The following is a 24,567-nucleotide window of genomic DNA, read 5'->3' on the forward strand; positions in this document are numbered from 1 at the left end:
GAGTCTTCCCGAGGATCGGCGAAGCAGGGGAGCCGGCGGGCACGGCACGTACGGCCCGGAACGGGGAAGTACGTGGGCAGGGGCCCGTGAGGCGTCGGAGGGACGCGTCAGGCGTGAAGAAGAGAAGAGCGTGCGGGGAGGTCAGCGACAGGCGGCGCTGGACACGCGGGCCAGGTCGATGTGACGGCGCAGCGTGAGGGCGAGCAGGACCGGAGCGGCGTGGGCGGGGGTCGCGATTCGGCGGCCGGCCATGGCAGTGCTCCCTTCAGCTCGTCGTGGTGACGTCCGCAGACTGCCACGGGACGACGCCGGCCCACAACTCGCTTCCCATGATGTGGGATTACGTATGAACGGAGTGTTTCACCAGGCCGTTTCGGCCCGGCCCGACTCCCGCGATGTGGCAACGTCGGGCCCCGCATCCCCACGAGCGGAGAGTGAAACCCATGACCGAGGCCGCCGCAGTACGCGCTCCCGGCGGGGCCCAGGCCGTCCAGCGCGCCCTGGACGTCCTGCACTGTTTCCACGACAACGGCCCCGATCTCAGCGCCTCCGACCTCGCCCGCCGCCTGACGCTGTCGGCGTCCACGGCTCACCGGCTGGCCCGCACCCTGCTCGGCGCCGGATTCCTGGAGCAGGACGCCCGGACGTCCCGCTACCGGCTCGGCCCGGCCGTGACCGAACTCGGCAGACTCTCCTACCACCAGCGCGGTCTGCATCTGGCCGCGCCCGAACTGGCCGATCTCGCCGAACGCACGGGCGCCACCGCCGACCTGGCGCTGCGCAGCGGACCGCATGCGGTGATCGTCGCGGGCGGTTCGGTGACCCCCAAGGTGGGGCTGCGGCGGCCGCTGCACTCCACCGCGCTGGGCAAGGTGCTGCTGGCCTGGGCGGGGCCCGGCGAGGGCGGACCCTCCTCGCTGCCGCCGCTGCCCGCCTTCACCGACCGGACCATCGTCGAACCGGCGGCCCTGGAGACGGAGCTGGCACGGGTGCGGTCCGACGCCTACGCCGTCAACGACGGCGAGTCGGCCCACGGGGTGCGGACCCTGGCGGTGCCGGTGCTGAACGGCGCCGGGCATGCCCGTTTCGCCCTCGCGGTACGGGCCACCCCGTCCGTGATCACCGAAGCGCGCACCGACTGGTTCCTGGCACAGGCACGCTCCTGCGCGCGCGCCCTGGAGGTACTTCTGCTGTCCCCTGCGGAGCGGCGGCCTCCCTCGGCCTGAGCCCTCCGCCGGACCCCGGTGTCAGTCACGCGTGGGACGATATGAGTCGCTCCGGGCGGAATCCGGAGAGCGCGGCGGCAAGGCGGCGGGGACAGAGGGAACGACATGACTGAGTCCGGTTCCACGGAGGGCGGGGCGCCCACCGGGCGTGCCGCCCGGGAGCTGCTGGCGCGGGCCGACGGGCTGCTCGGCGCCGCACGGGGGGTCCTCGCGGACCACGCCCGCGCCGTCACCGCCGTCCGCACCGCCCTGGACCCGCTCCTCGACTCCCTCGTACGCGAGGATCTGTCGTCCATCCCCGTGTCCCGGCTCAAGGACGTCACCGAGGGCCGGCTGCGCCTCGGCGCCGTCGAGCAGGCCGGCTTCACGACGGTGGGGCAGGTGTACGGCGCCAGCCGCTACGAGCTCCGCCAGATCCCCGGCGTCGGCGCGCAGACGGCCGACCAGACCCTGGCCGCGGCGGGCCAGATCGCGCATGCGGTGCGGGACACCGTCGCCCTGCGGATAGACGTGGACACCCCCGACGAAGCCACGACCACCCTGGTCACGGCGTTGTACCGGCTGGTCGAGGCCGGGCCGGACGTGCGCCGGGCCGTGGACGGCGCCCGCCGGCTGGCCGACCGCCTGGAGCCGCTGCTGGCTGCGGCCGGTCCGGCCCGGGGGCGGCTGCGGATGGTCTTCAGCCGTCGGCAGGTCCGGGAGCGGGCGCTGGAGGCCGTCGTCTCCGTGCGGACGGCCGTCGCCGACGCGGTGGAGCGTGAACTCCCGCTGCTCTTCGGCCAGGTGTCGGTCGATCTGCTGCGGGACCCGGAGTCCGACGTCGCGGCCTGGGTCGACTTCGAGCTGCGGTCCGCGGAGTACTACAGCCTGCTGGCGGAGATGTCCGGCACCGGTCCGGACCGGGATGCGGCCGAGGGCTTCCTGCCGTCCGGCATCGCCGACCGGGTCCGGGGACTGCGGCTCGACGACGCCCGGTTGCGGGTCTCGCTGCGCGGCTATCAGTCCTTCGGCGCGCGCTTCGCGCTCGCGCAGAAGCGGGTGATCCTCGGCGACGAGATGGGGCTCGGCAAGACCGTGCAGGCCATCGCCGCGCTGGCCCATCTCGCGGCGCACGGGGAGACGCACTTCCTGGTGGTGTGCCCGGCCAGTGTGCTGATCAACTGGACGCGGGAGATCCGCGCCCGTTCCACCCTGCGCGCCCTGCCGGTGCACGGGCCGGAGCGGCAGGCGGCGTTCGCCGAGTGGTGCGAGAGCGGCGGGGTCGCGCTGACCACCTTCGACGCCCTGCACACGCTTCCCCACACGGGCGACAGCGGTGTACGGCCCGGCATGCTCGTCGTCGACGAGGCCCACTACGTCAAGAATCCGGACACCCGTCGCTCCCGTGCGGTGTCCGGCTGGTCGGAAGCGACCGAGCACGTGCTCTTCCTGACCGGCACCCCGATGGAGAACCGGGTGGAGGAGTTCCGCAGCCTGGTCCGTCATCTCCAGCCCGAGCTGGCGCCGTCGGTCAACACCACGCACGGCGTCGCCGGTTCACAGGCGTTCCGCCGGGCCGTCGCCCCCGCCTATCTGCGCCGCAACCAGCAGGACGTGCTCACCGAACTCCCCGCGCTCGTGCAGGTCGACGAGTGGGAGGAGTTCAGTGAGGCCGATCAGCAGGCCTACCACGAGGCAGTGGCGGCCGGGCACTTCATGCGGATGCGCCGGGCCGCGTACGCCCACCCGGCCACGTCCGCGAAGCTGATCCGGCTGCGCGAGCTGGTCGCGGAGGCCGAGGAAAACGACTTGAAGGTCGTCGTCTTCTCCTACTTCCGCGAGGTGCTGGAAACAGTCCGACAGGCCCTGGGGGAAGGCGTGTTCGGCCCGTTGTCCGGAAGCGTTCCGGCCGCCCGGCGGCAGCAGCTGATCGACGGTTTCGCGGCTGCGGACGGCCATGCGGTGCTGCTCAGCCAGATCCAGGCGGGCGGCGTCGGGCTGAACATGCAGGCCGCATCGGTCGTCATCCTCTGCGAACCGCAGATCAAGCCGACGATGGAACACCAGGCCGTGGCCCGCGCGCACCGAATGGGCCAGATACGCACGGTCCAGGTGCACCGGCTCCTCGCGGCGGACAGCGTCGACCAGCGGATGCTGGACATCCTGGCCCGCAAGGAGCGGCTGTTCGACGCGTACGCACGGCGCAGCGACGTCGCCGAGACGACGCCGGACGCCGTGGACGTGTCGGAGGGGTCGCTGGCCCGCCGCATCGTCGAGGAGGAGCAGCAGCGTCTGGCCGCGGTGGCGGAGGCGGCGGGTCAGTGACCGCCGTGCCCCGCGGCCTCCCCGTCCTTCTTCGCCTCCGGTGCTGACTCCATGGCGTGCCCTTCGTGTCCCGGCACTGTCCCGTCCGCCTTGGCGACGAGCAGCATTCCGGCCATGCCCATGTCGGAGTGGCTCTGCACATGGCAGTGGTACATCCAGGCACCGGCGCCCACGTGTTCACCCGCGATGACCTGGAAGCCGAAGGAGTCCGCAGGACCGACGATCTTCGTGTCGATGACCCGGCTCGGGTCGTCGGGCCCGGTCAGCAGGCCCGTGCGGTTGTCCGCCCAGCGGTGACCGTGGATGTGGAACGTGTGGTAGTACTCGCCGTGCGTGATCATGACGACTTCGAGCCGGTCCCCCACCGTGGCCTCGAAGTCGGGGCTCTTGTCGGCGGGCTTGTTGTTGATCGTCATGTCGTTGAAGACGATCGTGATGGTCTTGTCGGGCAGGATGTCGCCCTTGCGCCGCACGACCACCGGCCCGTACAGCCCCTTGCGGATGCCGCCCGTGCCGTGGTCCGTACCGACGACGTGGTCGTGGTAGTGCCAGTAACCCGCGCTGCCCGGCTGCCAGGTGCCGTCCTTGCGCCGGCCCGGGGCGTGGGTGCGCCAGGTGTACGTACGGGTCTCGCCGGGTTCGACGATGCTCTTGTTCATCCGGGTGCCGTCGCTCGCGATGTCGTAGTCGACGCCGTGTGCGTGGAGGCTGGCCGCCACGTCCATCGTGTTCTCGAACTCGATGTGCAGCGTGTCGCCCTCGTTGATCTCGATCAACGGGCCGGGGACCGACGCCTTGCCCTTCTCGAACCCGTACCCCATCGAGCCGTCCGCCAGCTTCTCCGCGTACAGCTTGAGATGGCGCACCGCCCCTCCCGCAGGCGCCGTCGGGGGCGGGTTCTCCGCGGAGGTGGCCTCGATCGCGCCGAGGGACAACGATGTCACGCCGGTCGCTGCCACCACCCCGCCGCCCATCAGCATCCGCCGGTTGAAGCTCCTTCGATCCATGTCGAACTCCCCACTGCTAGACGGGTCTTGCGGAGAAAGCCGAGACAACCACGGCATGAGGCACGGAGATACGCAGACCGCACGGGCCGGCGGGCCGCGGGCACGGCCACCTCCGGAACGGGCCACACCGTAGCCCGGGGATCTTCGTTTATCCACACTAAGGACAAAGTTCGTGCGATTGCTGCCATAGCTATTGGCGAGTCGCGAAAAGAGGTCTAGCTTCATGCGCTGTTGCAGTGCCCAAAGCTGTTGCAGTGACCAAAGAGGGGTGGGTGACCACATGCAGCGCACACCACATCACAGGTCCAGATCGCGACGCGGGCCTGCGGCGGCCGTTGCGGCCGCCGCACTGACCGCATCCCTGCTCGGCGGCAATGCCGCCAGTGCCAGGCCGGACCCCGGGACACCGGGATCCATGGCGACAACGTTGTCCCTGCCGTCGCCACCGGGCGGCGCCAACGTCAAGGTGCTCGTCTTCCATGCCTCCGCCACCGAGGAGTCCCCGACCGTCGACGCCGGTATCGCGGCGATCGAGAAGATCGGGCTCACCGGACCGGAGGCGGGCCGGTTCAGGACCGTGGCGTCCGACGACCCGGCCGTCTTCACCAACGGCAAGCAGCTCGGCAAGTACAACGCCGTCGTCTTCCTGACGGGTGGCGGCGATGTCCTCGATCCGGAGCAGGAGGCCGGTCTGGAGGCGTACATGGAGGCCGGCGGCGGCTTCCTCGGCATCCATGACGCGGCGCGCACCGAGCCGTACTCGGACTGGTTCACCGGTCTGGTCGGCGCGCGTCCCGCGGCCGGCGGCCCCACCTCCGTACAGCGTGCGACGGTGGAGATCGGCGACCGGCAGCACCCGGCGACGAAGAACCTGCCGCTGGAGTGGAAGCGCCCGGACAAGTGGCTGAACTGGAAGGACAATCCGTCCGGCGACGTGCACACCGTGGCGCGGGTCCGGGAGATCACGTACAAGCCGGGGACGAGCGCCAACGGCTGGGACCATCCGGTCTCGTGGTGCCGTGACTACGATGGCGGCCGGTCCTTCTACACCGCGATGGGCGGTACGGTCGACAGCTTCGCGGAGGCCGACTTCCGGGACCATCTGCGCGGCGCGCTCGACTGGACGACCCGGATCTCGCAGGCCGACTGCAAGGCGACGATCACCTCCAACTACAAGGCGGAGCGGGTCACTCAGCCCAACCAGCCCGGCAAGAACGACCAGATCGGCGAACCGCACGGACTGGTGACCGCCCCCGACGGGCGCGTCCTGTACATCGGCCGCGGCGGCGCGGACAGCAGCGTGCCGGTCGTCACCGACTGGACCGACCCGAACGTCGGCAAGGGCCTGGGCCAGATCCACGTCTACGACCCGAAGACGAAGAAGGTCACCCTCGCCGGTGAGCTGACGATCTTCGGCAACAAGGGCGGCGGCGACGAGCTGGTCAAGGTCGAGGAGGGTCTGCTCGGCATCGAGCTCGACCCCGACTTCGAGAAGAACGGGTGGGTGTATCTGCACTACACACCCCACGACAAGATCGACCGCGACAAGCAGATGGCGGTCCGTCAGGTCTCCCGTTTCACTCTCGACCTGGCGACGAACAAGCTGGACCTCTCCTCCGAGAAGGTGCTGTTGCACTGGCCGGTCCAGATCCACAGCTGCTGCCATGCCGGCGGCGGCATGGCCTGGGACTCCAAGGGCAACCTGTACATCGCGGCCGGTGACAACAACTCCTCCGGTTTCAGCGACGGTTACTCCGGCAACAACCCGCAGCCGAACTACAAGGGCGTCTCGTTCGCCGATGCCCGCCGCACCGCGGGCAACACGAACAACCTCAACGGGAAGATCCTGCGGATCCACCCCGAGGACGACGGCACCTACACCCTGCCCGAGGGCAACCTCTTCACCGGCAAGGAAACCGACGAGGGCGGCGGCAAGACCCGCGGCGAGATCTATGTGATGGGTGTGCGCAACCCGGCACGCATCTCCGTCGACAAGTCGACCGACACGCTGTACGCGGGCTGGGTCGGCCCCGACGCGGGCGCCCCGAGCACCACCTGGGGCCCGGCCAAGTACGACACGTTCGCCGCGATCACCAAGGCGGGCAACCACGGCTGGCCGTACTGCATGGGCAACAAGCAGCCCTACCGGGACCGCAATCTGCCCGATCCGAGCAAGCCGCTCGGCTGGTACGACTGCGACCACCCCAAGAACGAGTCGCCGAACAACGACGGTCTCGTGAACCTTCCGCCGATCACCTCCAACACCATCTGGTACTCGCCCCAGGGCGGTGGCGTGGACTACCCGCGCGACGAGAACGGCATCCCGAGCTACAAGGTGGAGGACCAGAAGGAGCTCCTGCCCTGGCTCAAGGGCGGCGGCCAGGCCACGATGAACGGCCCGGTCTACCGGTACGACGCGGCGAGCACCAGCGCCGACAAGTGGCCCTCCTACTGGGACGGCAAGTGGTTCGTCGGTGACTTCTACGACGACACCCAGCCGCGGCACGCCGTGCTCACCGATCCGAGGACGGTCGGCAAGGGAGGTCTGCCCACCCACGCCGAGTCGCTGAAGGAGATCATCCCGGTGGGCGCGGACGGCATCCGCAACCTGATGGACTGGAAGTTCGCCCCGGACGGTTCGCTGTACGTCCTGGACTACGGGCGCGGCTTCTTCACCTCCGACTCCAAGTCCGCGCTGTGGCGTGTGACGTACAAGGGCGGCGCACCGACCCCGGCCGTCAAGGACCTGGCCAGGAAGGCGGCAGTGCAGTGAGACACCGTTCGATCTTCTTCCGAAGGCGGTCGCGGCCCGCGCGGCTGTGGCTCGCGCTGGTGGGGTCGTTCCTGATGGTGCTGGGGCTGACGTCGACGGCGGCGTACGGCCGTACGGCGGCGTCGGCGGACGCGGCGGCCGACCAGGTGCTGACCTGGACGGCGGGCAACCCCATCGACCACTACCTCTCCGCACCGAAGACGGCGGTGGCCGGCAAGGCGACCATCGTCTTCGAGAACAGTGAGGCGACCGGCAACACCACGGGGATGCCGCACACGCTGACCTTCAGCGTGTCGGACCCCGAGTTCAACAACGACGTCCCGCTGAACCTGCTGGCCAACCCGGGCGACGACCAGGGCGGCAAGCAGACGGCGGAGGTCACGCTCACCCCCGGCCGGTACTTCTACCACTGCACGATGCCGGGGCACGAGGCGATGCAGGGCATCCTGACCGTCACCGACGGGGGCGGCGGTGAGGACACCACCGCACCCGAGACCTCGGCGAAGGTCGACGGCGACAAGAACGCCGACGGCGCGTACATCGGTCAGGCCACGGTCACCCTCGCCGCCACCGACGAGGGCTCGGGCGTCGACACCGTCGAGTACGCGGTCGGGGCGGACGGTGCCTGGCAGCCGTACACCGTGCCGGTCGTCGTGAACGAGGTCGGCGCGCACACCATCCGGTACCGCGCCACCGACAAGGCGGGCAACGCGGCCGCCGAGAAGACGGCCGAGTTCACCGTAGCCGCACCACCGACGGACGACACGACGGCTCCCGAGACCTCGGCGACCGTGTCCGGGGAGAAGGACGACCAGGGGCAGTACCTGGGCATGGCGACGGTCACCGTCACCGCGTCCGACACCGGGTCCGGCGTCAACACCATCGAGTACGCGCTCGGGGCGGACGGCGCCTGGCAGGCGTACGCAGGTCCCGTGATGGTGCACGAGGTGGGGGCGCAGAAGGTCCGCTACCGCGCCACCGACAAGGCGGGCAACGCGGCGGCGGAGAAGGCGGTGGAGTTCACCGTCGTCGAGCCCCCCACGCAGGACACGACGCCGCCGGAGACGTCCACGAAGGTCGAGGGCGACAAGAACTCGGACGGCGCCTACCTCACCAGCGCCAAGGTGACGGTCACCGCGACCGACGCCGACAGCGGGGTGGACAAGGTCGAGTACTCCCTGGACGGCGGCCCGTACCTGGCCTACACGGCCACGGTCATCGTCGACCGGATCGGCTACCACACGGTCGCCCACCGGGCCACGGACAAGGCGGGCAACACCTCCGAGGCGAAGCAGACGTCGTTCACCATCGCGCAGAGCGGCGGCGTACCTGCGCCGAACTGCCCGGAGTTCGACGAACGCCTCACCGTCATCGTGGGCACCGTCGACACCGGGGTCCCCAACCGCATCACCGGCAACCGCTGCACGATCAACGAGCTGATCGAGGACGAGAAGGACTGGTCGTCGCACGCGCTGTTCCTCAAGCACGTCGACAAGGTCCTCGACAAGCTCCTGGCCGCCGGGGTGATCGACGCCCGCGAGCACAAGAAGATCTACCGGGCGGCCAAGCAGTCCGGCATCGGCAAGCCGGGCCAGGACGAGGGCTACCGCAAGCTCTTCGACGGCACGGCCGCCTCGCTCGCCAAGTGGCAGCAGGTGGGCGGCGGGCAGTTCGCGCTCAACGAGGCGGACGGCTCGATCACCAGCTCCACCACGGTGGACGGCATGGGCATGCTCTGGTTCCCGGAACGCCAGTACGGGGACTTCTCGCTGAAGCTCCAGTGGCGGGACGACGCCCCCGGCACGGGCAACGCCAACGGCGGTGTCTTCGTGCGCTTCCCCAATGTCCACGACAATCCGGAGGAGCCGAATCCGGAGTGGGTCGCCATCAAGTACGGCCATGAGATCCAGGTCAACGACCGGCCGGACGGCGACATGTACAAGACCGGTTCCGTCTACGGATTCGACCGGGTGGGTCTCGCGGGCGCCGGGGTCACCCCCAAGGGCACCTGGAACGACTACGAGATCCGGGTGGTGGACCAGCACTACTCGATCTACCGCAACGGTGTCCTGCTCAACGAGTTCGACAACACCGGCGGTCAGGTCTTCGAGCCGCCTCGGGGTGACGACCCGGGCACCGACGGCCGGCGGTACGCCTCCGGCTACATCGGGCTCCAGGTCCACAGCACCTCGGACGTGATCTCCTACCGGGACATCCGCATCCAGGAGCTGTAACAGCACCGATCTGCATCAGGTGGCCGCGGCCGCATGCTCGGGCATGTGGTCGCGGCCTCCCGGGTGCCGGTGGCGCCACACCCAGAAGACCGTGATGGAGACCAGGCACCAGACCGCGAGCACCAGGAACGGGAAGAGCTTCTGGTGACCCTGGTAGTAGACGGCGGTGTGCTGGGCGTTGACGGAGGCGCCCGGCGGCAGCCAGCGTCCGATGTGCCCGAGCAGTGAGGGCAGCAGCGGCCAGGACACGGCACCGCCGGAGGACGGGTTCCCCAGGAGCACCATCACGCCCCAGGTCGGGAGCATGGCCCAGCGCCCCATCAGGGTGTTGAACATGGTGAAGACCATGCCCGAGGTGAACATCGTGAACGCCAGGATCAGCCAGGACTCGGCAAAGGGCAGATCGACGGCGCCCAGCAGCCAGTCCACCACCGCGGCGATGGCGAAGGCGCCCAGCAGCGAGTAGGCGATGGTGAACGCGATCCGTTCCAGGGGGATCAGGCTCCTCGCGTGCACGCTCAGCTGGATGGAGCCGACGAATCCCACGATCACGGCGGCGAGCGAGATGTAGAACAGCGCGAGTCCGCGGGGGTCGCCCTTCTGGAGCGGTTTGACGTCCGCGACGGCAACGGGGATGTTCAGCGTGTCCCCCACCTTCACGGCGGATTCGGCGAGCAGCTGGGCGACGGCGGCGCCGGAGGCACTCGCCACGTCGAGCCGCACCCCGCGGCTGCCGGAGCGCACGATCGTGAAGACCTCCTGGTCCTCCAGCGCCTCACGCGCCGCGGCCGGCGTCCGGTAGACATGGATGACGAGGGACGCGTCGAGGGCCTTGTCCATCGCGGCGACGAACTCCTTGCCGCGGGCAGTGTCCGGCTGGCTGACCACGGCGGTCGGAATTCTGTGGGGGGTCGGATTGGCCATGGCGTACGTGTACGAGCCGGCGAAGAGCCCCGCGGCTGCCGCCAGGATGAACACCAGGACCGTCGCCGGGAAGTAGGGCGACTCCTTGTACGCCGCCCACTTCTCGCCCCTGGTCAGCGGCCTGCTGTGCGCCCCGTGGTGCGCGTGGGGTTGCGCCTCCGGCTGCGCCCCGTGGTGCGCGTCGGACTCCTCATCGGATGTGCTCATGCGTCGTCGTCCTCGTCGTGGCGGGCGCGGCTCGGCTGCACCCGTTTCGGCTCGCCCGGCATCTTCGGGTACTCCGGCGGATACGGCAGGTCGCCGGGGCCGCCGTCGCTTTCGTGACGGTCGGCGAGCTCCAGCAGCGAGTCGAGCCGGAATGCTTCCTGGTCCATGTCCGCGTGCACATCACCCTGTTCCGCGTAGCGAACCGGCATGGTCCGGATGTCGAAGTCGCGCGGTTCGGCGTCCTCGATCTCCTCCCAGCGCAGCGGGGCCGACACCGGGGCATGCGGGCGGGGGCGTACGGAGTAGGCGGAGGCGATCGTCCGGTCGCGGGCGGTCTGGTTGTAGTCGACGAAGATGCGCTCGCCGCGCTCCTCCTTCCACCAGGCGGTCGTCACCCGGTCGGGCATCCGGCTCTCCAGCTCGCGCCCCACCGCGATGGCCGCGCGCCGGACCTCGGTGAACGTCCAGCGCGCCTCGATGGGGACGAAGACATGGATGCCGCGTCCGCCGGAGGTCTTGGGCCAGCCCCGCAGCCCGTGCTCGTCCAGGACGGAGCGCAGTTCGAGGGCCGCCCGGACCGCGTCGGCGTAGTCGGTGCCGGGCTGCGGGTCGAGGTCGATGCGCAGCTCGTCGGGGTGGTCGGTGTCGCCGCCGCGGACGGGCCAGGGGTGGAAGGTGAGCGTCCCGAGGTTGGCGGCCCAGAGGACGGCGGCCACCTCGGTGGGGCAGATCTCATGAGCGGACCGGCCGCTCGGGAAGGCGATCTCGGCGGTGGGGATCCATTCGGGAAGGTTCCTGGGAGCTCGCTTCTGGTAGAAGAACTCACCTTCGACACCGTCCACGAACCGCTGGAGGGTGGTGGGCCGATTACGCAGGGCGCGCAGCATTCCGGGGCCGACGGCCAGGAAGTACTCCGCCACGTCCCGCTTGGTGTAGCCCTTCTCCGGGAAGTAGATCTTGTCCGGATTGGAGAGCCGTACGGCCCGTCCGCCCGCGTCCAGCTCCACCGCTTTGCCCGCTGCTGCCATGTCGGCCACGGTAGGCGGGGCGCACATATGGCGCATATCGGAGGACTCCGGTCGCCTTACGGTCCACAATCGGGGCATGGATCTGCCGGTGATGCCGCCCGTGAAGCCGATGCTCGCGAAGTCCGTGAAACGGATCCCGCCCGGGATGCAGTACGAGGCCAAGTGGGACGGCTTCCGGGCCATCGTCCACCGGGACGGTGACGAGGTGGTGATCGGCAGCCGCACCGGCAAGCCCCTCACCCGGTACTTCCCCGAGCTGGTCACCGCGGTCCGGGAGAATCTGCCGCCACGCTGCGTCGTCGACGGCGAGATCGTGATCGCCTACGACGGGCGGCTGGACTTCGACCGGCTCAGTGAGCGCATCCACCCCGCCGACTCCCGGGTGCGGCTGCTGGCCGAGCAGACCCCGGCGAGCCTGGTCGCCTTCGACCTCCTCGCGCTGGGCGACGACTCGCTCCTGGACACCCGGCAGTCGGACCGGCGCACGGTACTGGAGGCCGCGCTCGCCGATGCCTCGGCCCCGGTCCATCTCGCTCCTTCGACGACCGATCCGGCCGTGGCCCAGGAGTGGTTCGAACAGTACGAGGGGGCGGGGCTCGACGGGGTCGTCGCCAAACCGCTCGATCTGCCGTACCGGCCGGACACCCGCGCGATGTACAAGATCAAGCACGAGCGCACCGCCGACTGCGTGGTGGCGGGCTACCGCTTCCACAAGAGCGGCCCGGTCGTCGGCTCACTGCTGCTCGGTCTGTACGACGAGCAGGGCGCGCTGCAGCATGTGGGCGTCTGCGCGGCCTTCCCGATGAAGCGCCGCGCCGAGCTGGTCACCGAGCTCGAACCCCTGGTGACCGATGTCGCCGAGCACCCGTGGGGAGCCTGGGCGGACGCCGAGGCGCATGCGGGTTCCCGGATGCCCGGCGCCCCGAGCCGCTGGTCGGGGAAGAAGGACATGTCCTGGGTGGCGGTGCGTCCGGAGCGGGTCTGCGAGGTGGCGTACGACCACATGGAGGGCGACCGGTTCCGGCACACGACCCAGTTCCGCAGATGGCGGCCTGACCGCACCCCTTCCGGCTGCACCTACGCGCAGCTGGAAGAGGTGGTGCGGTACGACCTGGCCGAGGTGCTGTCGGCGGACGGCTGACCGTACCCGCCCGGATCAGCCGGTGGCCGGCGGCGCCGAATCGGTGGCGCAGGGCTCCTCGGTGTCCGTCGGGTCGGGCGCCGGGGTCTCCGTACTCCCCGTGGTGTCCGTCGGGTCCGGCGATGCGGAGTCCGTCGGGCAGCCGGGCTCGCTCGGATCGGGCGTGGTCGTCGGGTCGGGGGTGGTGCCGGGGTCCGGAGTCGTTGTCGGGTCCGGGCTGCCGGAGCCTGTGTCGGTGGGGTCGGGGGTGGGGTCGGGGGTGGTGCCCGGATCCGTGGAGCCGCCGGGGTCGGGGGAATCCGTGTCGCCCGGCGAGGGGCTCGTGCCCGGGTCCTCGGTTCCCGGTGTCGTCGGGCCCGTGGAGTGGCTGGGCTGCGGGCCGACCTCGATGCCGCCACCGCCGTCGCCGTCCTTGCCACCGGTGCCGGGCCCGCCCACGGGGTGCTTGGGCTCGTTCGGACTGCCGGCGCCTGGGCTCTTGGGCACCGGGCCCTTGCCGTCAGGCACCACATGGATGCCGTTGCGGTAGAACGACAGCCACAACAGCACGGTCCGCAGATAGGTGTCCGAGTGGTTGTAGCTCAGGATCGCCCGGTCGAGGTCGGCGCGCACCGTCAGATCGCGTGTGCCGGCGCAGAGATAGGCTCCGGCCGCCAGGGAGGCGTCGTAGATGTTGCTCGGGTCGCTGCGGCCGTCGCCGTTGCCGTCCCTCGCCCAGTGCGCCCAGGTCGAGGGGATGAACTGCATCGGGCCGACCGCCCGGTCGTAGGTCTTGTCCCCGTCGTACCCGCCCCCATCCGTGTCGGGGATGTTCGCGAACCCGGCGCCGTTGAGCACCGGTCCCAGGATCGGGGAGAGCGTCGTGCCGTGGGCGTCCACCCGGCCGCCTGCCGCGTGTCCGGACTCGACCTTGCCGATCGCGGCAAGTAACTGCCACGGCAGCCGGCAGCCCGGGTCACTGCGCCCCAGCGAGCTCTCCGCCTTGCGGTAGGCGGCGAGCACCGTGGACGGGATCCCCGCCTCGGCCCACGACTGGACGGCGGCCTTGTTCCGCTTCACGCCGGGCTTCGGCGGCTCGGGGCTCTTCAGGGGCGGGAGTTCGGTGTGGTAGGAGTCGTCGTTGGGTACCTGCGACCACTTGACCTCCTCCGCCTCCGTCTTCTGTTTCGGCGTCTCGTGGTGCGCCACAAGTCCCGGCGCCTGGGACGCGGTGAGCGCTGCCATCGCTGCGACGGCGGCCGCGGTGCCGCCGATGCCGCGGCGCATGGTGCCGTTGAACCTCATGCGTGCTCTCCTCTCCCCCGGGTCACCGGGTGAACGTATCGATGGCAGATATCCGCCAGGTGCCGCCCCGGCGAACAGCGTCCACGGCGAACATGGCCGCCGCGTAAGTGGTCTGCTCCGCCTTGCCCGTACGGGTGTTGCTCTGGTCGGCGAAGATGATCAGCCGGGCCCGGTCGCCGTCGAGCAGCTCCACCCCGCTCTCGGTGACGGTCGTGGTGAGGACGAGCTTCTGCTTGGGCGCCTGCGCCCGTACCTCGGCGAGCATGTCCTGGTGCTGCTGAATCGCCTTGCCCGTCAGGTACTTCTTCACAGCGGCGTCGGCCTTGGCGGGCGAGGCGTAGTTGTACGAGAACACCGCGCCGGCGGCCTCGGTGATCTGCCCCTTCACCTCGCTGGTGCGAGCGATGTCGGTGAGCGCGGTGTTCTGCCGGCTCGGGTCGTCGTTCAGGGTGGCGGCCGAGGTGAACGCCCAGGCGGCGAAGGCGCCGAGGAGGACGGTCGCGGCGCACAGCACGGCGGGCAGCCGGACCCGGAGGCGAGGTGACCGGCCGGGGCGTGGCTCCGCCTCCTCCATCTCCTCCTTCTCCTCCTCCTTCTGCTCCGCTGCCTCCCGTGGTTCGTCCGCGACGGTCCCGGGCTCCACCGGCTTGTCCACGGTGGCGGGCGCTGCAGTGCGTTCGGCGGCGACGGTGGCCAGGCGGCGCTGCCGGTTGACGAGGTGACGGGTCGTCGACATGTCCGGGTTCCTCTCGGTGCGGGGTGGGAGTCGGTGACGTCAGCCGGCGGTGTTGCCGACAGGCGCCTGGCCGAGGGCGCTGAGCTTCCACCCCTCGGAGGTGCGGGTGAGCTGCCCCAGCATCCGGCTCTCCTTCACCGCGGGCTTGCCCTTGGGCGCGGTCACGGTCACCCGCAGCGCCACCATCACACCCGCCTTGCCGGCCCGGTCGTCGAGCTCGGTGACCGCACCGGACAGCACCTTGGCCGTGCTGACGGTCTTCGCCTCCTGGATCTGCTTCACGAACCCGTCCCGTCCGTCCACGAGTTGCTGGTGCAGGTCCCCGGTGGTGGAGTCCTCCCAGCTGTCGAGCCCCTTGGCGAGCTGTTCGTGGTCGAGCGTGTTCATGTTCTGCACGGCCTGCTCACCGGCGGCCAGTGCGTCGTCGCGCGCCTGGGCGTACGCCGCCGAGCCCTCGTGCTCCGCCTGGTACCAGGACACCCCGCCCCAGCCCGCGGCACCCGCCGCCGCGACCGTCAGGACGATCGCCGCCGCCATCAGCGGATTCCTCGTCTTCCGTACCCGTGCCATCGCTGCCTCTCCCTGCCGGCCGGTCTGTGCTGTTCCGTGCTGTGCCGTGCTGTGCCGCGTGCCGACGTGCCGCGCTGCCGGGCTATCTGGACTTGATGTCGACGATCGTCCAGCGCCCTTCACGGAGTTGGGCCGTGACGGACAGCTGCGCCGCCGCGGTGCTCGCGGCCTTGCCCTTGCGCTCGTAGACCTGGTCGAGGAAGACCAGCAGCTGTGCGCTGTCGCCCGTCAGCCGGGTCACCCCGGCGCGGACGACATGCGTGGTGAGGGTGAGCTTCTGGTCGGCGGACTGCTTCTCGACCTGGCCGAACAGCGCCGCGTACTGCTGGAGCGCCTTGCCCGCCAGGAGTTGCTGCGCGGACGCCTTGGTGGCGGCGATGTCGGCGGGGCCGTAGGAGAAGACCTTGCCGAGCGCGTTGGTGACGTCTCCGGCGACCTGGGTGGTCGCCATGCTGTCCGTCAGCGCCCGGTTGGAGGTGGCGGGGGTGTCGCGGAGCTGCCGGCCCGCGACGTAGAACGCGCCCCCGGCCGCGATCAGAACGACGACGAGCACGCCGGCCACCACCCGGGGCCACCGCCGGACGGGGCCGTCCTCGCGATCGTCTCCCGTGGGCCGCCCGGCGCCCGCGCCGGCGTCGGTGTCGTCGTCGCTCGCGGCCGCAGCGATGCCGGGCAGACCGGCTTCCTCCGTGCCCTCGGCATCTGCCCGGTCGCTCACGCCGTCATCTGCCTCGTCGTTCACGAGGTCAGCCGTCTCCTCGGTCACGACGTCCGTCGTCCCGCTCCGCAGCTTCATGTGCCGCTCCCTATGCCGAGCGCGGTGAGCGCCTTGACCTTCCAGCCGTCCCCGGTCCGGACGAGCGTGGCCTCGAAGCGCTTGCGCTCGGTGCCGGCCTTTCCGGTGCGCGGAGTGACCTCGACGTCGACGGTGGCGATCATCAGCGCGGTGCCGGTCCGCTCGTCCACTTCGGTGAGCGCCGCGTCGGTGACCTTGGCACGCGCCGTGGCACCGGACTTCTTCAGCTCGACGGCGTCCTTCTTGCGGGTGCGCTTGAGCTGGTCGTGCAGCGGACCGGTGGAGGAGTCGAGCCAGTCGGCGAGGCCGGCGTCGACGCTCGCGGCATCCTTGCCGTCCAGGGTGTTGAGCCGGGCCAGGTCCTGCCTGCCGTCGGCCAGTGCGGCATCCCGGCTCTTGGCGTACGCCAGGTCGTCGTCGCCGCGCGCCCGGGCGTACGACCAGCCGCCCAGGGCGCAGATCAGCGCGGCGACGAGCAGGACGGCCCAGCCGCCGAGTGTGCGATTACGTGAGGTCATGCGCCGCCTCCCCGGCCCAGGCCCAGCAGTCCGGCCATGCCGTCGGCTGCGGGTGCCTCGTCCGCCGTGGCGCCGAGCGCTCCGGGCAGCCGGTCCTCCGCGTCGTCGCCGAAGAGCAGGGTGCCCGGCTTCGCCGGTGCGGCCAGGGGCCCGCCCTTCGGGGCGTTCGCACTGCCGCGGACGTTGATCCCGGTGCCGGGCGACGAGGTGCAGCGGGCCTTGGTGTTGACGACGGGCGCGGGTGCGAGATCGAGCCCGTTGCGGTACTTCGTGGCGCCGTAGCCGGCGGTGCAGGGCAGCGGCTCGAAGAAGGTGACCGACATCCCGAACCGGGCGCCGTCCTCGTCTACCGCGCTGGCGCCGGCCGCCGCGACGGCCGGGAGTTTCACCAGGAGTTCCTCCAGGCCGCGCTGCCGGGTGACGGCGACGTCCGACGTGGTGAGGAGGTTGGCGACGACGACCCCGAAGCTCGGGTCGAGGTCGCGCAGCAGCCCGCTGATCTGGCCGGTCGCATCGGGTGCGGCGGCGATCAGATGACGCAGATCGGTGTCCGAGCCCTTGAGCTGGGCGGCCAGTTCCTTCGCTCCCGAGGCGAAGCCCTTGAGGGCCTCGCCCTGTTCGACCTGGGTGCGCAGCACGGTCTCGCCGTCGACCATCAGCTTGGTGTTGACGGGCAGCGCCTCGTCGGCCGCCTCGACGAACTCGCTGCCGGTGTCCAGGAGGACCTGGAGGTCGTCGCCGCGGCCGGAGAAGGCGGTGCCGAACTCGTCGACGACGGTACGCAGCGACTCCAGGTCGACCGAGGAGGCCAGGTCGTTGACGCTGGTGAGCACGTTCGTCACCGGCGCCGGGACGGTGGTCTCGGCCTGGTCGATGACCGAGCCGTTCCCGAGGAACGGGCCCTCGGTCCGGGTGGGCCGCAGGTCGACGTACTGCTCGCCGACCGCGGAGAGGTTGGCCACGACCGCCTTCAGGTCGTCGGGGATCGACGGCGCGGACTTGTCGATGCGCAGTTCGGCCTCCACGCCGTCGTCGGTGAGCTCGATGGGCCCGACGCGGCCCACGGAGACTCCCCGGTAGGTGACGTTCGAGTGGGTGAACAGACCGCCGGTCCGCGGGAGTTGCATCTTCACGGTGTAGTAGTCACGCATGCCGACGTAGTGGCCGAGGTCGGCGTAGCGCACGCCCAGATAGCCGAGCACCAGCACCGCGATGATCAGGAACGCGATGTTCTTCAGCCGGATGGCGAGGGTGATCATCAGTTGCTCCCCTCCGTGGCCGAGGACGAGGCCGAGGATGTGGCTGAGGATGAGGCCGACGACGTCGCCGAAGACGAAGCCGGCGCCTTCTCCGAAGGCTTCTGCGACGCCTTCTCCGAAGCCGTTCCCGTTGCCGGGCTCGTCGTGGGAGCCGAGGTCGCGGGAAGCGGCAGCGGAAGTCCCGCGCCGGCTGCAGCCCTCGCCCCGGCCTGGTTCTCCGGCTCCGGCTCGAGCGCGGGAATGATCTGGGTGCCGGGTGCGGCCGTCATGTCCAGGTACACGTTGAGGTAGTCGCCCTTCACGCCGCGCAGCACCTCGTCCGTGAACGGGTACGTGAGAAGTACCTGGAGGGAGTCGGGCAGATCGTTGCCGGAGTCGGCCAGCGCCCGGAGGGTGGGGGCGATGGCCTTCAGGTCGGCGATCGTGTCCGCCTTGCTCTTGTTGATGGTGGTGACGGCGACCGTGGACAGGGTGTCCAGGGAGCGCAGCATCGTCAGGAGCGAGCCGCGCTGCTTCTCCAGGACCTTCATCCCGGGGCTGAGTCCGGTGAGGACCTTCCCGACGTCCTGCTTGCGGGTCGCGAGCGTGGTGGAGAGCCGGTTGACGCCGTCGAGCGCCGCGGTGATGTCACCGCGGTGGTCGTCGAGGTTGGTGACGAGTGTGTCGACGCGCCTGAGCATGGACCGGACCTGGGGTTCCTGCCCGGCCAGCGCCTTGTTGAGTTCGGTGGTGATGGTCTTCAGCTGGTTGATGCCGCCGCCGTTGAGGAGCATCGACAGGGCGCCGAACACCTCCTCGACCTCCGGGTTCCGGTTGGTCCGGGTGAGCGGGATCCGGTCGCCCGAGGCGAGGGTGCCCTTGGCCGTCCCGCTCGCGGGGGGCGAGAGCTGGATGTACTTCTCGCCCAGCAGGCTCGACTGCTCCAGGTGCGCGTAGGCGTTGGCCGGCAGTTCGATCTTCCCGTTGACCTTCATGGTGACCCGGGCCTGCCAGGTGTCCGGGGCGAGGGAGATCTTGGTGACGCGGCCGACGGCGACGTCGTTGACCTTCACCGAGGACTGCGGGGCGAGGCTGAGTACGTCCCCGAAGTCCGCCGTGATCTCGTACGGATGGTCGCCGAGGTCCGCGCCGCCGGGCAGCGGCACGTCCTCGATCCCCGAGAAGCTCGGGGCCCCGCACCCGGTGACGAGGAGTGTGCAGCAGAGGCCGAACGCGATCAGGGTGGATGCGCCCGTGGTCGCGAGGGCCCCGGGTCTGCGCGGGTTCCGGCTCATCGGTTCGCCCCCTTCTTGTCGGCCTTGCTGTTCTTCGTCGTGCCGTAGACGGTGCCCACGGCCGGCAGCGGAAGCGCGGGCAGGGCCTGTTGCTGCTCGGCGTCCACCGGCGAGAGCCCTTCGGGGCCGAGGGTGGAATCCAGGAGAGGTCCGCCCATGCTGAGCTCGTTGAGGTCGGTCCGGCCGTTGAGGGTGCGGTTGGCCGGGTCGTACGCGTTCAGGACGTTGCCGGCCGACAGCGGGAGGGTGTCGAGCGATTCGGCCAGTGAGGCGCGCTGGTCCACGAGGGTCTGGGTGATCGGCACCAGGGCGTCCACGTTCTCCTTGAGGGCGCCCCGGTTGTCCTTGATGAACGTCTTGACCTGGGCGAGGGCGGTGCCGAGTTCCTTGAGTGCGGCCCCGAGGTTCTTCTTGTCGTCCGCCAGGAAGCCGGTGACGGAGTTCAGCTGGGTCTCCGCCGACCGCACGTTGCCGTCGTTGTCCTTCAGCATGGTGGTGAAGGTCTGGAGGTAGGACAGCGTGTCGAAGAGGTTCCCGCTGCTCTTGTCGAGAGTCTTCGTCGCCTTGCCGAACTGCTCGATGGAGTCGCCGATGTCCTTGCCGTTGCCCTTGAGGTTCTTCGCGCCGGTGTCCAGGAGCCCGGCGAAGGCCCCCTCCGCGTTCGCTCCGTCCGGGCCGAGCGCGGTGGACAGTTCGGTGATGGACTCGTACAGCTGGTCCACCTCCACCGGTGTCGCGTTCTTCTCGGCGGGCAGTTCGGCGCCGTCGGCGAGGACCGCTCCCCCGGTGTAGGCGGGGGCGAGCTGCACGTACCGGTCGGCGACAAGACTGGGTGCGACGACGACCGCGTGCACGTCCTTCGGCACCTGGACGTCCTTGTCGACGCGCAGGACGACCTTGACGTCCTTGCCGCGCGGCTCGACGGACTCGACGGTTCCGACCCGCACCCCGAGGATCCGCAGGTCGGATCCGGCGTAGACGCCGGTCGCCTGGTCGAAGTACGCGGTGACGGTCGTCGTTCCCTCTTCCTCCATGGCCATCACACCGGTGGTGGCCGCGACGGCCACGACGACGAGGCCGGCCCCGATGCCGATGATGCGGGTGAGTCTCATCTCAGCTCCCGCCTTCCTGCTTGGGAGGCATGCATCCGGTCGCCGGTGGTGTGTTGGCGGGCAGGTAGCTCTTCGGTACGACGCCGCAGACGTAGTTGTCGAACCAGCGGCCGTTGCCGAGGGTGTTGCCGACGAGCCTGTTGTACGAGCCGGAGAGTGCGAGCACCTTGTCGAGGCTCTTGCGGTTCTTGTTCAGCACCGCGGTGACCCGGCCGAGCGCCTTGAGCGTGGGCTTCAGCTGCTTGTTGTTGTCGGCGACGAGCCCGGTGAGCTGGATGCCCAGATCGCGGGTGCCGGTGAGCAGGAGGTGGATGGAGTCGCGGCGGGCCTGGATCTCGCCGAGGAGCAGATTGCCGTCTTCGAGGAGGGTCTCGAAGCTGCTCTTCTTGTTGGCGAGGGTCTTGGTGAGCTGCTTGCTGCCCTTGAGGAGGGTCGCGAGCTGGGCGTCGCGCTCGGAGACGGTCTTGGAGAGGGCGGACAGTCCCTTGGCGGCGCTCTTCACATCCGGCGGGGAGTCCTTGAACGTGGCGGAGATCGTCTCGAAGCTCTTGGCGAGCTGCGCGGTGTCGATCTCCTCGATCGTCTCGCCCAGCCCGTTGAAGGCCTGGGTGACGTCGTACGGCGAGGTGGTGCGGCCGGCCGTGATGCGCTCGTCCGGGTTCTGCGGTGATTCGCCGAGCGGGTCCACGGCGAGGTACTTGTCGCCGAGGAGCGTCTTGATGGCGATGCCGACGGTGCTGGCGTTGCCGATCCAGGCGTCCTTGACCTTGAAGGTGACCTTCACCTTGGCGCCTTCGAGGGAGACCCCGGTGACCTTGCCGACCTTCACTCCGGCGATCCGCACCTCGTCGCCCTCGTCGAGTCCGGCGGACTCGGTGAAGTCGGCGCTGTACGTGGTGCCGTCGCCGATGAAGGGCAGGGAGTCGGCGCGGTAGGCCCCGTATCCCAGGAGGGCGAGCACGAGCAGTCCGACGAGGCTGACGGCGACGGGGTTGCGGTCGCGTACGGGCTTGATTCTCATGACAGGCACCTCGGCTGGGTGATCTCGATGCCGGTCGGCGGGGTGCTGCCGTCGCTGGTCGTCACTCCGCTGACCTTGGCCTCGCACAGGTAGAGGTTGAGCCATGAGCCGTACGAGGCGAGGCGGCTGATCGCCGCCATCTTGGCCGGGGTCTTCTGGAGGAAGTTCTCGATCTTCGGCGAGTTGTCGGCGAGCCGGTCGGAGAGCCGGCCGAGCTGCTTGATGTCCTCCTTGAGGGGCGCCCGCCCGTCATTGAACAGATCGGCCGTGACCGTGGTGAGCGCGCCCATCGCGGTGACCGCCTCGCCGAGCGGCTTTCGGTCGCCCGAGAAGCCGGTGACGAGTTCCTGGAGGGTGTCGACGAGGTCGTTGAAGCCGGCCTCACGGTCGTTGACGGTCTTCAGCACCGTGTTGAGGTTCTTGATCACCTCGCCGATCACCTTGTCCTTGGCGGCGACTGTGCCGGTCAGTGATCCGACGTGCTGCAGGATGCTGTCGATGGTGCCGCCCTCGCCCTGGAGCACCTGGACGATGGAGCCGGCCAGCTGGTTGACGTCGGGCGGGGAGAGCCCTTCGAAGAGCGGCTGGAAGCCGTTGAAGAGCTGGGTGAGATCCAGGGCCGGGGTGGTGCGGGAGAGCGGAATGGTGGCGCCTGCGGTGAAGCTCTTGCCGACGGGGCCCGCGCCCTGGTCGAGGTCGATGTAGCGCTGGCCGACCATGTTGAGGTACTTGATCGACGCGGTCACCGACGCCGGCAGCTTCCGGCTCTTCTGCACGTTGAAGCGGACCTCGGCGAGCCGCCGGTCGGCGACCTTGATGGACTCGACCTGTCCGACCTTGACGCCGGCGATCCGGACGCTGTCGCCGACGATGAGTCCGGTCGCGTCGGTGAACCTAGCGCGGTACGAACGGGTGTCGCCCACGCCGGTGTTGGCGATGGAGAGACCCAGCACCGTGGTGGCGAGCACCGTCACCAGGATGAAGACGATCGATTTCGCGAGCGGTCCCGCGAGGGAGCGGCGCTTCACTTGAGCTTCACCTCCACACCGCGGAAGGCCGGACCGATGAGCACGCTGCTCCACTCGGGCAGGGCCTGCGGCTGGACCTTCAGTGAGGGAGCGACCAGCTCGTTCACGAGCCGGCTCTCCTGCGGGGAGTTGGGCATGCCGAGGGACGTGTCGGCCGCCGGCACTTCTTCGGGGGCGGTCGTCTCCGGGTCCGCCGTACCGCTGTTGTCCGCGGCGGACCGGGCGTCGGCGGTCGGCACCGTCTGGCCGACATAGGGGATGGAGTAGCAGTGCGGTCCGCCGGTCGCGTTGTAGACCGGGGTGTCCTTGCCCGCCACGTACTTCCCCTTCGAGGGCACGGCCTTGATCGTGACGTGGAGCCCCGGCCGGTCGGTGCCCTTGCCGAGCGCCTTGTCCATGGCCGGTACGAACCCGGCGATGGTGCGCAGCGTGCAGGGGAACTCCGACGAGTACTTCGCCAGGGTCTCCAGCGTCGGCCTGCCCGAGGTCGCGAGCCGGATGAGGTTGTCCTTGTTCTTCTCCAGGAAGGCGGTGAGGTCCCGGGCGGAGGCGGTGGTGGAGCCGTACAGGTCGGCGAGCTCGGCCTGCTGTTCGGCGACGGTGCCGCTGGTGACGGTGAAGTCGGTGAGGGCGTCCAGGACGTCGGGGGCGGCGTCCGCGTACAGCGCGCTCACTTTGACGAGTTGCTTGATGTCCTCATTGAGCGTGGGGAGTTGCGGGTTGAACTTCCTGAGGTGGGCGTCGAGGGTGACGAGGGTGTCGCCGAGCTTCTCGCCCCGCCCCTGAAGTGCCTGGGAGACCGCGTTGAGGGTGGCCGAGAGCTTCTCGGGCTTCACCGCGGTCAGCAGCGGCAGGACGTTGTCGAGGACCTCTTCGAGTTCGAGGGCGTTGCTGGAGCGGTCCTGCGGGATGACGGCCCCGGCCCGCAGCGTCTGCGCGGACGGTACGGGGGGCGGCACGAGGGCCACGAACCGTTCGCCGAACAGCGTGGTGGGCAGCATCTGCGCGGTGACGTCGGCCGGGATGCGGTCGAGCTTGTCCGGCTTGATCGCCAGCGTGAGGCGGGCGCCTTCGCCGTCGGTCGCGATGTTGCGGACCTGGCCGATGACGACGCCGCGCAGCTTCACATCGGCGTTGTCGTGCATCTCGTTGCCCACGCTCGACGTGCGTACGGTGACGGTCGCGTCGTGCGTGAAGTCCTTCTCGTACACGGAGACCGATACCCAGATGAGTACGGCGGGCACGAGGAAGAACGCGACCCCGGCGGTTCTGCGGCCGGCGGTCCTCACGCCCCTTGTGCTCCTTGTGGTCCGGGATGTCATCAGCCGGCCACCTTCACGGTTGTCGTGGCGCCCCAGATGGCGAGCGAGAGGAAGAAGTCGGTGACGCTGATCAGCACGATGGCGTTACGCACCGAGCGGCCGACGGCCACGCCCACTCCGGCGGGTCCGCCGGTGGCGTGGTAGCCGTAGTAGCAGTGCGCGAGGATCACCATCACGCTGAAGATCAGCACTTTGAGCACCGACAGCAGCACGTCCTGCGGGGAGAGGAAGAGATTGAAGTAGTGGTCGTACGTGCCCGCGGACTGCCCGTTGAACAGGACGGTGACATAGCGGGAGGCGATGTACGAGGAGAGCAGCCCGATCGCGTACAGCGGGATGATGGCGACGACCCCGGCGATGATGCGGGTGGTGACGAGGTAGGGCATGGAGCGCACACCCATCGACTCCAGGCCGTCGATCTCCTCGTTGATCCGCATGGCGCCGAGCTGCGCGGTGAAGCCGGCGCCGACGGTCGCGGAGAGAGCGAGGCCCGCGACGAGCGGGGCGATCTCCCGGGTGTTGAAGTACGCGGAGATGAAGCCGGTGAAGGCCGCGGTGCCGATCTGGTTGAGGGCGGCGTACCCCTGGAGTCCGACGACGGTGCCGGTGGCCAGGGTCATCGCGATCATGACGCCGATGGTGCCGCCGACGACACCGAGGCCGCCGCTACCGAAGGCCACCTCGGCCAGCAGACGCTGCACCTCTTTGAGATAGCGCCGCAGCGTGCGAGGAATCCAGACCAGGGCCCTTACGTAGAAGGTGAGTTGGTCACCCGATCGGTCGAGCCAGCTGAGCATCGACAT

At 69.7% G+C, this 24,567-nt stretch carries 21 protein-coding genes; 5 read left to right on the plus strand and 16 right to left on the minus strand.

Translation table 11 applies throughout. The features are described 5' to 3' along the window. Positions 1-141: 141 nt before the first annotated feature. Entirely contained in the window at positions 142-252 is a 111-nt protein-coding gene (locus OG912_RS01075) for a putative leader peptide (protein WP_326740200.1), read from the minus strand. Between the two features lie 191 nt (positions 253-443). Here OG912_RS01075 and OG912_RS01080 point away from each other — a divergent pair, with 191 nt between their 5' ends. Both OG912_RS01080 and OG912_RS01085 read left to right on the plus strand, forming a co-directional pair. Continuing rightward, entirely contained in the window at positions 444-1,226 is a 783-nt protein-coding gene (locus tag OG912_RS01080) for an IclR family transcriptional regulator (protein WP_326740199.1), read from the plus strand. A 105-nt stretch (positions 1,227-1,331) separates the two neighbouring features. Next, positions 1,332-3,530 (plus strand): DEAD/DEAH box helicase, encoded by a 2,199-nt coding sequence (locus tag OG912_RS01085; protein WP_327707719.1) that lies wholly within the window; start codon positions 1,332-1,334, stop codon positions 3,528-3,530. On the opposite strand, the gene OG912_RS01090 is transcribed toward OG912_RS01085, so the two are convergent. Further along, positions 3,524-4,537 (minus strand): multicopper oxidase domain-containing protein, encoded by a 1,014-nt coding sequence (locus OG912_RS01090; protein WP_327707720.1) that lies wholly within the window; start codon positions 4,535-4,537, stop codon positions 3,524-3,526. The genes OG912_RS01085 and OG912_RS01090 overlap by 7 nt on opposite strands. A 280-nt stretch (positions 4,538-4,817) precedes the next feature. Here OG912_RS01090 and OG912_RS01095 point away from each other — a divergent pair, with 280 nt between their 5' ends. Together OG912_RS01095 and OG912_RS01100 are read left to right on the plus strand one after the other, a co-directional pair. Beyond that, the gene (locus tag OG912_RS01095) at positions 4,818-7,310 is read left to right on the plus strand and encodes a ThuA domain-containing protein (RefSeq protein ID WP_327707721.1); all 2,493 of its coding nucleotides are present in this window, start codon (positions 4,818-4,820) and stop codon (positions 7,308-7,310) included. Then, the gene (locus OG912_RS01100) at positions 7,307-9,544 is read left to right on the plus strand and encodes an OmpL47-type beta-barrel domain-containing protein (RefSeq protein ID WP_327707722.1); all 2,238 of its coding nucleotides are present in this window, start codon (positions 7,307-7,309) and stop codon (positions 9,542-9,544) included. The genes OG912_RS01095 and OG912_RS01100 overlap by 4 nt, the downstream gene beginning before the upstream one ends. A 15-nt stretch (positions 9,545-9,559) precedes the next feature. Here OG912_RS01100 and OG912_RS01105 read toward each other — a convergent pair whose 3' ends face one another. Both OG912_RS01105 and ligD read right to left on the minus strand, forming a co-directional pair. Continuing rightward, positions 9,560-10,675 carry an ABC transporter permease gene (locus tag OG912_RS01105; RefSeq protein WP_327707723.1) on the minus strand — a complete coding sequence of 372 codons (1,116 nt, stop codon included), beginning with the start codon at positions 10,673-10,675 and terminating at the stop codon, positions 9,560-9,562. Further along, positions 10,672-11,682: a non-homologous end-joining DNA ligase gene (ligD, locus tag OG912_RS01110; protein ID WP_327713312.1), complete on the minus strand. Its 1,011-nt coding sequence runs from the start codon at positions 11,680-11,682 to the stop codon at positions 10,672-10,674. The genes OG912_RS01105 and ligD overlap by 4 nt, the downstream gene beginning before the upstream one ends. Positions 11,683-11,779: 97 nt before the next feature. On the opposite strand from ligD, the gene OG912_RS01115 reads away from it, so the two are divergent. Next, entirely contained in the window at positions 11,780-12,844 is a 1,065-nt protein-coding gene (locus tag OG912_RS01115; protein WP_327707724.1) for an ATP-dependent DNA ligase, read from the plus strand. A gap of 15 nt (positions 12,845-12,859) precedes the next feature. Here the strand turns inward: OG912_RS01115 and OG912_RS01120 are convergent, their stop codons facing one another. The 12 genes from OG912_RS01120 to OG912_RS01175 all read right to left on the minus strand — a co-directional run bounded on the left by OG912_RS01120 (position 12,860) and on the right by OG912_RS01175 (position 24,567). Next, complete coding sequence (locus tag OG912_RS01120; RefSeq protein WP_327707725.1) at positions 12,860-14,128, minus strand: lytic transglycosylase domain-containing protein; 1,269 nt, start codon at positions 14,126-14,128, stop codon at positions 12,860-12,862. A 22-nt stretch (positions 14,129-14,150) separates the two neighbouring features. After that, the gene (locus OG912_RS01125; RefSeq protein ID WP_327707726.1) at positions 14,151-14,864 is read right to left on the minus strand and encodes a hypothetical protein; all 714 of its coding nucleotides are present in this window, start codon (positions 14,862-14,864) and stop codon (positions 14,151-14,153) included. A 39-nt stretch (positions 14,865-14,903) separates the two neighbouring features. Further along, complete coding sequence (locus OG912_RS01130; RefSeq protein WP_326740854.1) at positions 14,904-15,401, minus strand: hypothetical protein; 498 nt, start codon at positions 15,399-15,401, stop codon at positions 14,904-14,906. Between the two features lie 115 nt (positions 15,402-15,516). Continuing rightward, on the minus strand, positions 15,517-16,230 hold the full coding sequence (locus tag OG912_RS01135) for a hypothetical protein (protein WP_327707727.1): 714 nt from the start codon (positions 16,228-16,230) through the stop codon (positions 15,517-15,519). Further along, the gene (locus OG912_RS01140) at positions 16,227-16,748 is read right to left on the minus strand and encodes a hypothetical protein (RefSeq protein ID WP_327707728.1); all 522 of its coding nucleotides are present in this window, start codon (positions 16,746-16,748) and stop codon (positions 16,227-16,229) included. The genes OG912_RS01135 and OG912_RS01140 overlap by 4 nt, the downstream gene beginning before the upstream one ends. Beyond that, entirely contained in the window at positions 16,745-18,007 is a 1,263-nt protein-coding gene (locus OG912_RS01145) for an MlaD family protein (RefSeq protein WP_327707729.1), read from the minus strand. The genes OG912_RS01140 and OG912_RS01145 overlap by 4 nt, the downstream gene beginning before the upstream one ends. Next, complete coding sequence (locus OG912_RS01150; RefSeq protein WP_327707730.1) at positions 18,007-19,281, minus strand: MCE family protein; 1,275 nt, start codon at positions 19,279-19,281, stop codon at positions 18,007-18,009. Before OG912_RS01150 ends, OG912_RS01145 begins: the two co-directional genes overlap by 1 nt. After that, positions 19,278-20,393 carry an MCE family protein gene (locus OG912_RS01155; RefSeq protein ID WP_327707731.1) on the minus strand — a complete coding sequence of 372 codons (1,116 nt, stop codon included), beginning with the start codon at positions 20,391-20,393 and terminating at the stop codon, positions 19,278-19,280. Before OG912_RS01155 ends, OG912_RS01150 begins: the two co-directional genes overlap by 4 nt. Before the next feature lies 1 nt (position 20,394). Next, positions 20,395-21,414 carry an MCE family protein gene (locus tag OG912_RS01160; protein ID WP_327707732.1) on the minus strand — a complete coding sequence of 340 codons (1,020 nt, stop codon included), beginning with the start codon at positions 21,412-21,414 and terminating at the stop codon, positions 20,395-20,397. Next, complete coding sequence (locus tag OG912_RS01165) at positions 21,411-22,442, minus strand: MCE family protein (RefSeq protein ID WP_327707733.1); 1,032 nt, start codon at positions 22,440-22,442, stop codon at positions 21,411-21,413. Before OG912_RS01165 ends, OG912_RS01160 begins: the two co-directional genes overlap by 4 nt. Further along, on the minus strand, positions 22,439-23,764 hold the full coding sequence (locus OG912_RS01170) for an MCE family protein (protein ID WP_327707734.1): 1,326 nt from the start codon (positions 23,762-23,764) through the stop codon (positions 22,439-22,441). Before OG912_RS01170 ends, OG912_RS01165 begins: the two co-directional genes overlap by 4 nt. Beyond that, positions 23,764-24,567 (minus strand): MlaE family ABC transporter permease, encoded by an 804-nt coding sequence (locus OG912_RS01175; protein ID WP_326740182.1) that lies wholly within the window; start codon positions 24,565-24,567, stop codon positions 23,764-23,766. The genes OG912_RS01170 and OG912_RS01175 overlap by 1 nt, the downstream gene beginning before the upstream one ends.

Source organism: Streptomyces sp. NBC_00464 (assembly GCF_036013915.1).
Classification (GTDB): Bacteria; Actinomycetota; Actinomycetes; order Streptomycetales; family Streptomycetaceae; genus Streptomyces.